This is a genomic window from Kitasatospora terrestris, from assembly GCF_039542905.1.
In the GTDB taxonomy this organism is placed as follows: domain Bacteria; phylum Actinomycetota; class Actinomycetes; order Streptomycetales; family Streptomycetaceae; genus Kitasatospora; species Kitasatospora terrestris.
This window is the reverse complement of the sequence record NZ_BAABIS010000001.1, coordinates 2880909-2893344: the sequence shown is the minus strand read 5'-3', so window position 1 is coordinate 2893344 and position 12436 is coordinate 2880909. Positions and strand designations below refer to the sequence as shown.

Genomic DNA, 12436 nt, shown 5'->3' with positions numbered 1-12436 from the left:
CTTGTGATGGCGACTATCGACAAGACCGCGAGCGTTCCCGGTCAGCGCGGCACCGGCAGCAAGCCGGCCCAGGACCGCACCCAGCGCTTCGGCGAGGGCGGCGGCGTCCTGAACGTCTTCTCGCACGGCTTCCTGGCCGTCTGGGCGATCCTGATCGTCCTGCCGCTCGGCTGGGTCGTGCTCGGCTCCTTCAAGACCGACTCCCAGATCAACGGCTCCGCCTGGAGCTGGCCCGCGGCCTTCCACTTCGACGCCTTCGGACGGGCGTGGGAGAAGGGCATCGGCGGGTTCTTCATGAACACGATCATCGTGCTGCTCGGCTCGGTGACCCTGACCATGCTGCTCGGCTCGATGGCGGCCTACGTGCTCGCCCGGTACGAGTTCAAGGGCAACAAGGTCATCTACTACCTGTTCGTGGCCGGCTCGATGTTCCCGGTGTACCTGGCGCTCGTGCCGCTGTTCTTCATGGTCCGCAACCTCGGTGAGATCTCGCCGTACCTGGGCCTGAACAGCTACGCCGGCCTGATCCTGGTGTACGTCGCGTACTCGCTGCCGTTCACCGTGTTCTTCATGTACTCGTTCTTCCGGACGCTGCCGACCGCGGTGCACGAGGCCGCGATGCTCGACGGGTGCTCGCACGCCCGGGCGTTCTTCCAGATCATGGTCCCGATGGCGAAGCCCGGCCTGATCAGCGTCGGCATCTTCAACATCCTCGGCCAGTGGAACCAGTACATCCTGCCGGTCACCCTGATGCAGCCGACCACGGCGGGCGAGGCCGACCACTCGATGCTGGCCCAGGGCCTGGTCAACCTCGCGCTCCAGTCCGGCTACAAGAGCGACGCCCCGGCGCTGTTCGCCGGCATGACGATCGCGATGCTGCCGGTGCTGGTGGTCTACCTGTCCTTCCAGCGCCAGGTCCAGGCGGGCCTGACCAGCGCCACCCTGAAGTAGGAACGACCGACAACGACGCCGGGGGCGCGAGGAACATCGTTCCTCGCGCCCCCGGCGTGCGTGCTCCTAGCGGTCGGCGGCCTGCGCGGCGAGGGCGCGCGCCAGGTCGTCGCGGCACTCCAGCACCAGGCGGCGCAGCGCGGGCGCGGCGCCCTCGTGCCCAGTCAGCCAGGCGTCCGTCGCGGCGAGCGTCTCCGGCGTGGTCTGGAAGCGCGGGAAGAAGCCGCCGACGATCCGCATCGCGATCTCGATCGACCGCTGCGCCCAGATGTCCTCCAGCATCGCGAAGTACGGCTCGGCGTAACCGGCCGTCAGCTCCCGCTGGTCGGGCTGGGCGAAGCCGGCGATCTGCGCCTCGACCAGGGCGTTGGGCAGCTCGTCCGAGTCGACCACCGAGGACCAGGCCGCGGCCTTCGCGCCCGGCGTCGGCAGCGCGGCCAGGCACTGGGTCTGCTGGCGCCGCCCGCTCGCGGTGTTGTCCCGCTCCAGCTCGGCGGCGAGCTCCTCGCCGCTGGCGTCGCCGGCCGCGGCCAGCGCCAGCCACAGCGACCAGCGCAGTTCCTGGTCGATGTCGAGGCCGTCGATCCGGGCGGTGCCCTCCAGCAGCCCGCGCAGCAGCTGCAGCTGCTCGGCGCCCTGCGCGGTCTGGGCGAGGAAGCGGGCCCAGGCGAGCTGGTGGTCGCTGCCGGGCTCGGCGGCGCGCAGCTCGGTGACCGCGCTCTGGGCCAGCAGCCGGCCGCCCTCGGCGCGCCACTCGGGCGCGGCGTACACGTCGAGCGCCCCCTTGGCCTGCCGGTGCAGCGACTGCAGGACGCCGATGTCCGACTCCTGCCCGGCGAAGCGCAGCACCAGGCCGATGTAGTCGCGGGCCGGCATCAGCGCGTCGCGGGTGAGGTTCCACACCGCGGACCAGGCGAGCGCCCGGGCGAGGGGATCGGCGATGTCGCCGAGGCCCTCGCGCAGGGTGGCGAGCGAGACCTCGTCGAAGCGGATCTTGCAGTACGTCAGGTCGTCGTCGTTGACCAGGACGAGCGCCGGGCGGGGCCGGCCGGCGGCCTCGGCGACCACGGTGCGGGCGCCGGTGACGTCCAGCTCGATCCGGTCGCTGCGGACCAGCGCGCCGTCGGCGGCGCGGTCGTACAGGCCGATCGCCACCCGGTGCGGGCGCGGCTCGCCGCCGTCCTGGAGGATCGCCAGCTCGGTGATCCGGCCCTCGCCGTCGGTCAGCAGCTGCGGGGTGAGCGAGTTGACGCCGGAGGTCTGCAGCCAGGCGGCGGCCCAGGTCTTGAGGTCGCGGCCGCTGGTCTCCTCCAGGACGTCCAGCAGGTCGTCCAGGACGGTGTTCCCGAAGGCGTGCTTCTTGAAGTAGCGGCGGGCGCCCTCGAAGAAGGCGTCCCGGCCGACGTACGCCACCAGCTGCTTGAGCACCGAGGCGCCCTTGGCGTAGGTGATGCCGTCGAAGTTGAGCTTGGCGTCCTCGAGGTCGCGGATGTCCGCGGTGATCGGGTGGGTGGTGGGGAACTGGTCCTGCCGGTACGCCCACGCCTTGCGCTGGTTGGCGAAGGTGATCCAGGCCGACCGGTACCGGGTGGCCTCGACCTGCGAGAAGGAGCCCATGAAGTCGGCGAACGACTCCTTCAGCCACAGGTCGTCCCACCACTTCATGGTGACCAGGTCGCCGAACCACATGTGCGCCATCTCGTGCAGGATGACGTTGGCGCGGCCCTCGTACGCCGCGTCGGTGACCTTCGAGCGGAAGACGAACTCCTCGCGGAAGGTGACGCAGCCCGGGTTCTCCATCGCGCCGATGTTGTACTCCGGCACGAAGCACTGGTCGTACTTGCCGAACGGGTACGGGTAGTCGAACTCGTCGTGGAAGAAGTCCAGGCCCTGCTTGGTGACGGTGAGGATCTCGTCCGCGTCGAAGTACGGGGCCAGCGACCTGCGGCAGGTCGCGGCGAGCGGGATCTCCAGCACCGTGCCGTCCGGCAGCTCGCGGCTGTAGTGGTCGCGCACCACGTGGTACGGGCCGGCCACCACGGCGGTCAGGTACGTGGAGATCGGCTGCGTCTCGGCGAACGTCCAGGTCCGGGCGGAGCCGTCGGCCTCGACGGCGGTGTGCACCGCGTTGTTGTAGACGTCCCAGGAGGCCGGCGCGGTGACCGTGAAGACGTAACGGGCCTTCAGGTCGGGCTGCTCGAAGTTGGCGAACACCCGCCGGGCGTCGGCCGGCTCGTAGTGGGTGTAGAGGTACGTCTCGCCGTCCACCGGGTCGACGAAGCGGTGCAGCCCCTCGCCGGTCCGGCTGTAGGCGCAGTCCGCCACCACGGTCAGCTCGTTCCGCTCGGCCAGCCCGTCCAGCCGGACGCGCGTTCCGTCGAAGACCTGCGCCGGGTCCAGCTCGCGGCCGTTCAGGGTGACCGAACGGACCGAGGGCGCCAACAGGTCGAGGAAGGTCGCGCCGCCCGGCGCGGAGGAACGGAAGGCGATCTCGGTGGTGGAGAGGAACGTGGACTTCTCCGGATCGGGCGCCGACGTCACGTCGAGGTGGACGCGGTAGCGCTCCACCCCGATGATCCCGGCCCGCTCGCGGGCTTCCTCTCGGCTCAGGTTCTTGCCCGGCACGGCGGTACTCCTTTGTACGGATCCCCTGGTACTGAGAGCTCTGCTGGAACTCTTTCGGGGGCATCCTTTCACGCCCCGTCCACGGTGTAATTGCACTGTCCGGAATCATCGGGCGGCGCGTTCGGTTGCAGACCCGAGGGGAAGCGCCCCCGACCGTGACACCACCGACCGAAGGACGCCGTCCGTGACGACTGCAGACTCCCGTAAGATCGCCGACTTCTGGTTCGACCCGATCTGCCCCTGGGCCTGGATGACCTCGCGCTGGATGCTCGAGGTCGAGCAGCTGCGCCCCGTCGACACCAAGTGGCACGTGATGAGCCTGTCGGTGCTCAACGAGGGCCGCGAGGACCTGCCGGAGCGTTACAAGGAGCTGCTCGCGGCCGGCTGGGGCCCCGTCCGGGTGCTGATCGCCGCCGCGCAGGCGCACGGGGACAAGGTGCTCGGCCCGCTCTACACCGAGCTCGGCACCCGCTTCCACAACCAGGGCCTGCCGAACAACCGGGAGACCATCGTCGCCGCGCTGGAGGCGGCCGGCCTGGAGGCCGAGCTGGCCGACGCCGCCGACACCGACGCCTACGACGAGGCGCTGCGGGCCTCGCACAAGGAGGGCATCACCCTGGTCGGCGAGGACGTCGGCACCCCGGTGATCGCCGTCGACGGCCCGGAAGGCGACCGCGTCGCCTTCTTCGGCCCGGTCGTCACCCCCACCCCGCGCGGCGAGGCCGCCGCCCGCCTCTGGGACGGCACCGTCCTGGTCGCGTCCACCCCGGGCTTCTACGAGATCAAGCGGACCCGCACCAAGGGCCCGTCCTTCGAGTAACCACAAACGCACCGCACGCACGAAGGGGCGCGAGGAACCTCCGGTTCCTCGCGCCCCTTCCGTGGTCCGCTAGCGGCGGAGCTTGCCGACGAGGGCCAGCAGGGCCGTCAGGCCGAGGGTGAAGTACAGCTGGATCCGGTTGTCGGCGTCGAGGGTCATCAGCACCAGCACCGCCACGATGCCGGCCAGCGCGGCCCAGGTGAGGTACGGGAAGGCCCACATCCGGACGGTCAGCTTCTCGGGGGCCTCGCGTTCGAGGCGCCGCCGCATCCGCAGCTGCGCCACCGCGATGAACGCCCACACCACCAGCACCGCCGCGCCGACCATGTTGAGCAGCCAGGTGAAGACCGTGGTCGGCCACCAGTAGCTGAACAGCACCGCCGCGAAGCCGAACGCCGAGGAGGCGAGCACCGCGCGCCGCGGCACCCCGCCGCCGACCTTGCCGAGCGCCTTCGGCCCCTGGCCGCGGGCGACCAGCGAGTACGCCATCCGCGAGGAGCCGTAGATGTTGGCGTTCATCGCGGAGAGCAGCGCGATCAGCACCACCACGTTCATCACCTGCGCGGCGCCCGGGATGCCGAGGGTGTCCAGCACGGCGACGTACGGGCCGGGCTTGACGACCGACGGGTCGTTCCACGGCACCAGGGTGACGATGACCGCCATCGAGCCGACGTAGAAGAGGGCGATCCGCCACATCGCGGTGCGCACGGCGCCGGCGACGCTGCGGCGCGGGTCCTCGGACTCGGCGGCGGCGATGGTGACGGTCTCCAGGCCGCCGTACGCGAAGACGGAGGCGAGCAGGCCGGTGACCAGGCCGGAGGAGCCGTGCGGGAAGAAGCCGCCGTCGCCGGTGAGGTTGGCGGTGCCGGGGGAGTCGGTGCCGGGCAGCACGCCGGTGACGGCGAGGACACCGATCACCAGGAACGCGGTGATCGCGGTGACCTTGACCGCGGCGAACCAGAACTCGAACTCGCCGAAGTTCTTCACCGCCGCCAGGTTGGTGGCGCAGAAGAAGCTCATGAAGATCGCGACCCAGACCCAGGACGGCACGCCCGGCAGCCAGCCGGCCATGATCCCGGCGGCGCCGATCGCCTCGGCGGCGACGCCGACGCAGAGCAGGGTCCAGAACAGCCAGCCCACGGTGAGTCCGGCCCACGGGCCGATCTCGCGCTCGGCGTGCACCGAGAAGGAGCCGCTGGCCGGCCGGGCGGCGGACATCTCGCCCAGCATCCGCATCACCAGCATCACCAGCACGCCGGAGAGCGCGAAGGCGAGCACGATGGACGGTCCGGCGGCGGCGATGCCCGCGCCGGAGCCGACGAAGAGCCCGGCGCCGATCACGCCGCCGAGCGCGATCATCGACAGGTGGCGCGGCTTGAGGCCGTGGGCCAGCTTGCCGTCGGCCGCGGTGGCCGCGGTGGCCGCGGTGGCGCCGGACGGCTGCCGGGTGGGTGCCGGGGGGAGGGACGTCATGCGGGGGGTCCAGACTGTTCGGATAGGGGAGATTCCCGTCCACTATTCGGTAGCTCCGGTGGACATGCCAGGAAGGCCCGCCATCCGGACCGTCCGATCACTCCGCGTGACGGACTCCCTACGTGAGCTCTTCGTCACAGTGCGGATCCGACAAGCCGGGGGCGTGACGTTTTGTCACGGACGACCTCGGCCCCGGGCCGGGCGGTGCATAGGTTCGGTGGTGATCGTTTCCGACCGCACCGAACCGGAGGAGTCCCGATGGCCACCGCCGTGCCCACCGCCGCACCCGTCCCCGTCCTCGCCGACCTGCTGCCGCGCGCCGCGACCCGGTACGGCGCCCAGGCCCGCGACCTGGCCCTGGTGGTCGGCGGCGCCGCGCTGACCGGCCTGGCCGCCCAGCTCTCCGTGCCGGTCCCCGGCTCGCCGGTGCCGGTCACCGGCCAGACCTTCGCGGCGCTGCTGGTCGGCACCGCGCTCGGCGCCCGCCGCGGCGTCGCCGCGCTCGGCCTCTACCTGCTGGCCGGCATGGCGGGCCTGCCGTGGTTCGCCGGGGCGAGCTCGGGCTGGGCGATGCCGAGCCTCGGCTACGTGATCGGCTTCGTCCTCGCCGCCGGCCTCACCGGCGCGCTCGCCCGCCGCGGTGCGGACCGCAGCCCGCTGCGGACGGCCGCCGCGATGGTGCTCGGCAACCTGGCGATCTACGCGGTCGGCGTCCCCTACCTGGCCGTCGCCCTGCACGTCCCGCTCGCCAAGGCGGCCGACCTCGGCCTGTACCCGTACCTGGTCGGCGACGCGCTCAAGGTGGCCGTGGCGACGGCCCTGCTGCCCGGCGTCTGGAAGCTCGCCGCGCGGCGCTGACCCGGCCGGGCCGCGGCGAACTGCGCGAAGTGGCACGGTGGATGTCCCACCGTCGTGCCGCGCGCGGTTCCCGCGGCCCCGTCGGCACTGCCGCCTGCGATACTCGTCGCATGCGCGTCTACCTGGGCTCCGACCATGCCGGATACGAACTGAAGAACCACCTCGCCGAGTGGCTGAAGGGCGCCGGTCACGAGCCGGTCGACTGCGGCCCGCACATCTACGACGCCGAGGACGACTACCCGCCGTTCTGCCTCCGCGCCGCCGAGCGGACGGCCGCCGACCCCGAGGCCCTGGGCATCGTGATCGGCGGCTCCGGCAACGGCGAGGCGATCGCGGCGAACAAGGTGAAGGGCGTCCGTGCCGCCCTGGCGTGGAGCGAGCAGACCGCCTCGCTCGGCCGGGAGCACAACAACGCCAACGTGATCTCGATCGGCGGCCGGATGCACACCGTCGAGGAGGCCACCAAGTTCGTCGAGATCTTCCTCAACACCCCGTACAGCGGCGAGCCGCGGCACACCCGCCGGATCGAGATGCTCTCCGAGTACGAGACCACCGGCGAGCTCCCGCCGATCCCGGCCCACCACCCGCAGGGCTGATCCCGCACCGCCCCTCCAACCACCCGCTGCCGCACGGGAGTCGAGCCCGGCTCAGAACCCGTGCGGCAGCCAGGGCGCCACGTCCGAGGCGAAGGCCCGCGACGCCTCCGCCAGCGCCCCCTCGCGCACCTCCTCCACCAGACCCGCCCGGGCCAGCGCCGCGAGCGTGCTCCCGCCCAGGTAGGCGGCCCCCAACTCGCGGACGTCCAGCCGCAGATCGGCCGCCGAATCGGTCCACACGCAGCTCGCCCCGGCACCCGGACCCGCGCTGCTCAGCCGCCAACGGCCGGCGTTCCACGGGCAGAAGCCGTCGGTCACCTCCAGCACCACGTCCAGCGGCGTCGCGTAGCCGCGCTGCTCCAGCGCCGCGGCCACCTCCACCAGCCGCACGAACAGGCCGTCGCGCTGCTTGGGCACGATCCGGCGCGGGTCGGAGACCAGGTGCACCAGCGGGTCGTCCACCGGTCGGGTGCGGACGGTCACCGTGGAGGTGAGGTCCAGGTCCAGCAGGTAGGCCCAGAGCCGGGCGTACACCGCCGGGTGCGTCGCCTCCACGTCGTCCACCCGGACCACCCCGGCCGGACCGGCGTCGTCGGAATCCGGGCGGATCGCGTAGCGGGCGTACCCCAGCAGCCGGCCGCCCGCCGGGTCCTCGGCCAGCACGCACATCTGCGGCGAGTGGCCGCCGCGCCCGCCCGGCGCGTCCAGCACCGCGAGCGCCTCCCAGCCGGGCCGCCGCTCCAGCATGCCGGGCCGCAGCGGCACCAGGCCGGCGTACAGCTCCTCGCACGCGGGCAGCGCCTCGCGCGGGTCGGCCAGCCGCAGCCGCACCTCGGGGCCGGCCGGCTGGTGCACCGCCACCCGGCCGCGCGGCAGGGTGAAGCCGAGCCGGCTGGTGGCGTGCCCGTACCCGAACCGGCCGTAGATCGGCGGCTCGGACGCGGTCAGCACCGCCAGCGCCTCGCCCCGGCCCCGGACGTCGTCCAGCTGGCGCCGCATCAGCGCGGTCAGCGCCCCGCGCCGGCGGTGGGTGGGCAGCACCCCCACCATGGTCACGCCGGCGACCGGCAGCACCGCGCCGCCCGGCACCGCCATCCGGAAGCTGTACGCACTGCAACCGCCGACCGGCCGGTCGCCGTCGCAGACCACCAGCGCGCGGTCGACCTCGGTCAGTTCGCGCCACAGCTCCCGCTGCTGCGGCTCCTCCTCGGAACCGCCGAAGGCCAGCTCCAGCACACGGAACCAGCCGTCCCACTCCTCGGCGGCGAGCGGGCGCACGGACAGGTCGGGGTGGTGAGATGTCATACGCCACAGCTATCACCAGAACCCCCCTCAGTCGGCTGAAACCCGCTGAACAGCTCCCGGAACATCGCCGCCGACCCCGCCCACCCCGTCGACGGCACCCGCCCCGGTGGATAAGGTCGGACCCCATGGCCGGCAGCACGCAGGGCGACACGCCCCGGACGACTGCGACGGGCCCGGCCGGCAGAGCGGCGCGGGAGCCCGTGACGGCCCGGTGGCGCGCGAAGCTCTACCGGGTCCGTGTCCGCCTGCGCCGGACCGGCGTGGACTACTTCCGCGGCGACGGCGCCGACTGGCTCGCCTTCACCGCGCTGGCCCTCGCCGTCCCGCTGCTGGTCCTGGCCAACGTGCTCTTCCCGGACTGGTGCCCGCCCACCGCCCTGGTGCTGCCGGTCCTGGCCGGAGCCCTGCTGCTGCGCCCCGGCACCCTGGTGCTGCTCTACGCGGCCGCCGCGTTCGGGCTGATCGCCGAGTCGCTGATCCACACCGGCGAGAAGGTCGCCAGCGAACGCCCCGAGTCGTACGTCTACGGGGTCACCCCCGGCGCCGCCCTGGTGGTCGGCGCGGTCGGCATCGCCGGACTCCTGGTCGCCCAGTTCCGCCGCCGGGTCGGCGTGCCCTGGCGCGGCGGCTCCACCATGCTCTTCGACCTGCGCGAGCGGATCCGGGTGCAGAGCCGCGTCCCCGACCTGCCCGCGGGCTGGCACGCCGACATGGCGCTGCGCCCGGCCGGCGGCCAGTCCTTCTCGGGCGACTTCGTGGTCGCCACCCGCACCGGCAGCGGCCGCCGGGTGCTGGAGGCGGTGCTCGCCGACGTCTCCGGCAAGGGCATGGACGCCGGCTCCCGGGCGCTGCTGCTCTCCGGCGCCTTCGGCGGCCTGCTCGGCTCGCTCCCCGCGCACGACTTCCTGCCCGCCGCCAACGGCTACCTGCTCCGCCAGGACTGGGACGAGGGCTTCGCCACCGCCGTCCACCTGGTGCTCGACCTGGACACCGGCGAGTACGAGCTGCTCTCGGCCGGCCACCTGCCGGGCATGCACCGGCTGGCCGGGGCGGGCCGATGGGAGGTCAAGGAGGCCGAGGGCCCGCTGCTCGGGGTCTACGACGGCGCCAAGTTCGAGGGCGTGCGCGGCCGGCTCGGGCCGGGCGACCTGCTGCTGCTGTGCACCGACGGCATGGTGGAGCTGCCCGGGCGCGATCTCACCGAGGGCATGGACCGGCTGATGGGGGAGTCCGACCGGCTGGTCGCGGCGGCCGCCCAGACCGAGTCGGCCCGCGGCGGCGCGGCGACCCGGCTGATCGACACCGTCGCCAAGGACGTCAACGACGACCGCGCCGTCCTGCTGATCTGGCGCCAGTAGCGGTCCGGCGGCCGGCCCGTGGCCCGTGGGCGACCCGGTGTCAAGAGCGGGTGGTGATCTTCGGCCAAACCTGACGGCGCTTCGGACGTACCCGCTCCGGTGCGGTCGGCCTGCCCTTTTCTCTCCCGTCCCGGTGACGGCAACCGGCCGTCGACGGCCCGTCATATGCCTTCCGCTATCGTCTCGGACGGCGGAAACCGGTCTCAGATGGCAGGATCTTCCGACCGGTTGCCCGGCAAGTCCTTTACGGAGTCCGCACGAGCGACCACACTGAGTCCGGATGGACTGGTGGGGACACGGGGGGTAGGGGCCGGTTTCCGCCTCACGAACCCCCGCCATGAATCGAGGAAGTGAGTCCGGCGTGGCCTTCTCCGTCTCCGCCCTGGTCCTGTTCGGCATCATCATGGTGATCTTCATCCGCAACAAGCAGTTGAAGACCAGCCATGCCATCGTCGCCGCCCTGTTCGGCTTCATGGTGAGCCAGTCCACCGCGGCGCAGCCGATCCAGGACTTCCTGAACTCGCTCGCCAAGGCCATCTCCTCGATCGCGGGGTGAGCAGCGTCACCCGTGCGGTGACCGGGGGTGAGTGATCGCGTCCGAACGGTGCCGAATATGCCGCTGCGTTAATGGTTGGTGTACGTAGGGTCATGATCCCGTAAGCGCTCGGTCGGGCCGTGTGCGCGGGTGGTGACCTGCCGGTCCGTCAGCCCCGTCGGGACCTCCGTCCCGGCGGGGCCGACGCTTGCCACGGGTGCCCGGCGTCGGCTTTGCTTCACCGCAGCCCGGGCGGATCGTCCGGGTGGGCCACCGGGTGGAACGCCTAGTCCTGCCGCTGCCCGGTGCCGACCAGATAACCGTTCTCGGCAGGAGCGGGGGACCCACAGGTAAGTCGCCGTACCCGGAACACCGGGGACGGCTCGGGGTGAAGCCGTGCCTAGCGCGGCCGGGCAACTCTCGTCCGAACCCGACAGCTCACCTCGTAGGCGTCGGAGAGGAATTCTTCATGTCCGCGAACGGCAAGCACCGCAAGCCCCGCCTGAAGACCATCGTCCGCATCGCCATCGCCACCGGTGTCGCCGGTGCCGCGGTCGGCCTCCCGGTCACCGCCGCCAGCGCGCACGGTACCGGCCACGCCCACGAGGGCCACCGCGCCCCGGCCGCCGCCGCCGCCGAGACCCCGGCCGTCGCCGCCACCCCGGCCGCCGACACCGCTCCGGCCGCCGCCGCGTCGCACGACTACTCGGTCGTCGCCGGCGACACCCTGTCCAAGATCGCTTCCGCCCAGCACGTCGACGGCGGCTGGGAGAAGCTCTACCAGGACAACCACTCGGTCATCGGCTCCAACCCGAACCTGATCTACCCGGGCCAGAAGCTGACCGTCGGCGGTGCCGCCGCGGCCGCTCCGGCCGCCGCCCCGGCCGAGCAGCCGAAGCAGCAGACCGCTCCCAAGCAGCAGTCCGCGCCGAAGCAGACCCAGCAGTCGACCACCACCTCGACCGCGAAGAAGGCCACCCCGAAGGCCGCCACCGGCTCGTCGACCCCGGCGTCCTCCGCCGCGGCGTCCTCCAACGCCTCCGGCTACGTCGCCCCGGTCTCCGTGCACCACACCACCGCGTGGCACGCGGCCGGCTCCAACTGGTCCAGCGGCTACCACACCGGCATCGACTTCCCGGTCTCCACCGGCACCAGCCTGAAGGCCGTCGCCGCCGGCACCGTGGTCTCCGCCGGCAACGGCGGCGCCTACGGCAACGAGGTCATCATCAAGCTGGCCGACGGCAAGTACGCCCAGTACGCCCACCTGTCGTCCATCTCGGTCTCGGCCGGCCAGAGCGTCTCCGCCGGTCAGCAGATCGGCCTGTCCGGTGCCACCGGCAACGTGACCGGCCCGCACCTGCACTTCGAGATCCGCAGCACCCCGAGCTACGGCTCGGACATCGACCCGGTCGCCTACCTGGCGGCGCACGGCGTCAGCGTCTGACCCCTGCGGTAGACGGCGCAGTCACCACACACGGCCCCGGCCGCCCCGCGAGGGGTGCCCGGGGCCGTGGGCGCACCCGGCCGGACCAGCGGGAACGGCAACGGCCCCGGCTGCCTGGGGCAGCCGGGGCCGTTCTGCGCGGAGCGGGTGACGAGAATCGAACTCGCGTGACCAGTTTGGAAGACTGGGGCTCTACCATTGAGCTACACCCGCATGGCCGCCGTCGGCGGCACAGCTCGCCCCCGGGCCGCCGAGGCGGTCACGAGGACGTCGCTAGCGTACCTGGTCGGGTCGGTGGAATGCACACCGCTTTCGCTCGTGCGGGCGCCGATATGACCACGGGCGGTGGACGGCCGACGTGTACTCTTCCTCTCGGCACCACGGGGTGTGGCGCAGGTTGGTAGCGCGTCCGCTTTGGGAGCGGAAGGCCGTCGGTTCGAATCCGGTCACCCCGACAGTGCGGCAGGGTCT

At 72.3% G+C, this 12436-nt stretch carries 10 protein-coding genes, 2 tRNA genes and 1 riboswitch; of the genes, 8 read left to right on the top strand and 4 right to left on the bottom strand.

The window, feature by feature from the left end; all coding sequences use genetic code 11:
* The first annotated feature begins 6 nt into the window (after positions 1-6).
* Positions 7-951 (top strand): carbohydrate ABC transporter permease, encoded by a 945-nt coding sequence (locus ABEB06_RS13320; protein WP_345697070.1) that lies wholly within the window; start codon positions 7-9, stop codon positions 949-951.
* 66 nt (positions 952-1017) lie between these two features.
* Here the strand turns inward: ABEB06_RS13320 and pepN are convergent, their stop codons facing one another.
* Complete coding sequence (pepN, locus tag ABEB06_RS13315) at positions 1018-3576, bottom strand: aminopeptidase N (protein WP_345697069.1); 2559 nt, start codon at positions 3574-3576, stop codon at positions 1018-1020.
* 184 nt (positions 3577-3760) lie between these two features.
* Between pepN and ABEB06_RS13310 the strand changes: the two genes are divergently transcribed.
* A complete protein-coding gene (locus tag ABEB06_RS13310; protein ID WP_345697068.1) occupies positions 3761-4396 on the top strand; it encodes a mycothiol-dependent nitroreductase Rv2466c family protein in 636 nt (211 codons plus the stop codon).
* Between the two features lie 69 nt (positions 4397-4465).
* Here ABEB06_RS13310 and ABEB06_RS13305 read toward each other — a convergent pair whose 3' ends face one another.
* Positions 4466-5869 (bottom strand): amino acid permease, encoded by a 1404-nt coding sequence (locus tag ABEB06_RS13305; protein ID WP_425559620.1) that lies wholly within the window; start codon positions 5867-5869, stop codon positions 4466-4468.
* A gap of 258 nt (positions 5870-6127) precedes the next feature.
* On the opposite strand from ABEB06_RS13305, the gene ABEB06_RS13300 reads away from it, so the two are divergent.
* The gene (locus ABEB06_RS13300; RefSeq protein ID WP_345697067.1) at positions 6128-6727 is read left to right on the top strand and encodes a biotin transporter BioY; all 600 of its coding nucleotides are present in this window, start codon (positions 6128-6130) and stop codon (positions 6725-6727) included.
* Between the two features lie 110 nt (positions 6728-6837).
* Complete coding sequence (locus tag ABEB06_RS13295) at positions 6838-7323, top strand: ribose-5-phosphate isomerase (RefSeq protein WP_345697066.1); 486 nt, start codon at positions 6838-6840, stop codon at positions 7321-7323.
* A 51-nt stretch (positions 7324-7374) separates the two neighbouring features.
* On the opposite strand, the gene ABEB06_RS13290 is transcribed toward ABEB06_RS13295, so the two are convergent.
* Positions 7375-8628, bottom strand: coding sequence for a GNAT family N-acetyltransferase (locus tag ABEB06_RS13290; RefSeq protein WP_345697065.1), 1254 nt, complete (start codon positions 8626-8628; stop codon positions 7375-7377).
* Between the two features lie 125 nt (positions 8629-8753).
* Between ABEB06_RS13290 and ABEB06_RS13285 the strand changes: the two genes are divergently transcribed.
* From ABEB06_RS13285 to ABEB06_RS13275, 3 genes are all read left to right on the top strand, one after another.
* A complete protein-coding gene (locus ABEB06_RS13285; RefSeq protein WP_345697064.1) occupies positions 8754-9986 on the top strand; it encodes a SpoIIE family protein phosphatase in 1233 nt (410 codons plus the stop codon).
* A gap of 337 nt (positions 9987-10323) precedes the next feature.
* Positions 10324-10542 (top strand): hypothetical protein, encoded by a 219-nt coding sequence (locus ABEB06_RS13280; protein ID WP_345697063.1) that lies wholly within the window; start codon positions 10324-10326, stop codon positions 10540-10542.
* A 287-nt stretch (positions 10543-10829) separates the two neighbouring features.
* Positions 10830-10988, top strand: a riboswitch (cyclic di-AMP (ydaO/yuaA leader).
* Positions 10989-10990: 2 nt separating this feature from the next.
* Positions 10991-11965: a M23 family metallopeptidase gene (locus ABEB06_RS13275; RefSeq protein WP_345697062.1), complete on the top strand. Its 975-nt coding sequence runs from the start codon at positions 10991-10993 to the stop codon at positions 11963-11965.
* A gap of 142 nt (positions 11966-12107) precedes the next feature.
* Here ABEB06_RS13275 and ABEB06_RS13270 read toward each other — a convergent pair.
* Positions 12108-12178 (bottom strand) — tRNA-Gly (locus ABEB06_RS13270).
* A 168-nt stretch (positions 12179-12346) separates the two neighbouring features.
* Between ABEB06_RS13270 and ABEB06_RS13265 the strand changes: the two genes are divergently transcribed.
* Positions 12347-12420 (top strand) — tRNA-Pro (locus ABEB06_RS13265).
* Positions 12421-12436 lie beyond the last annotated feature (16 nt).

What these genes read in the sequence shown, in the direction of transcription:
- ABEB06_RS13280 (WP_345697063.1), top strand. Translation starts at nt 10,324, where the DNA reads ATGAATCGAGGAAGTGAGTCCGGCGTGGCCTTCTCCGTCTCCGCCCTG.
- ABEB06_RS13275 (WP_345697062.1), top strand. Translation starts at nt 10,991, where the DNA reads ATGTCCGCGAACGGCAAGCACCGCAAGCCCCGCCTGAAGACCATCGTC.
- ABEB06_RS13300 (WP_345697067.1), top strand. Translation starts at nt 6,128, where the DNA reads ATGGCCACCGCCGTGCCCACCGCCGCACCCGTCCCCGTCCTCGCCGAC.
- ABEB06_RS13320 (WP_345697070.1), top strand. Translation starts at nt 7, where the DNA reads ATGGCGACTATCGACAAGACCGCGAGCGTTCCCGGTCAGCGCGGCACC.
- ABEB06_RS13295 (WP_345697066.1), top strand. Translation starts at nt 6,838, where the DNA reads ATGCGCGTCTACCTGGGCTCCGACCATGCCGGATACGAACTGAAGAAC.
- ABEB06_RS13290 (WP_345697065.1), bottom strand. Translation starts at nt 8,628, where the DNA reads ATGACATCTCACCACCCCGACCTGTCCGTGCGCCCGCTCGCCGCCGAG.
- ABEB06_RS13305 (WP_425559620.1), bottom strand. Translation starts at nt 5,869, where the DNA reads ATGACGTCCCTCCCCCCGGCACCCACCCGGCAGCCGTCCGGCGCCACC.
- ABEB06_RS13285 (WP_345697064.1), top strand. Translation starts at nt 8,754, where the DNA reads ATGGCCGGCAGCACGCAGGGCGACACGCCCCGGACGACTGCGACGGGC.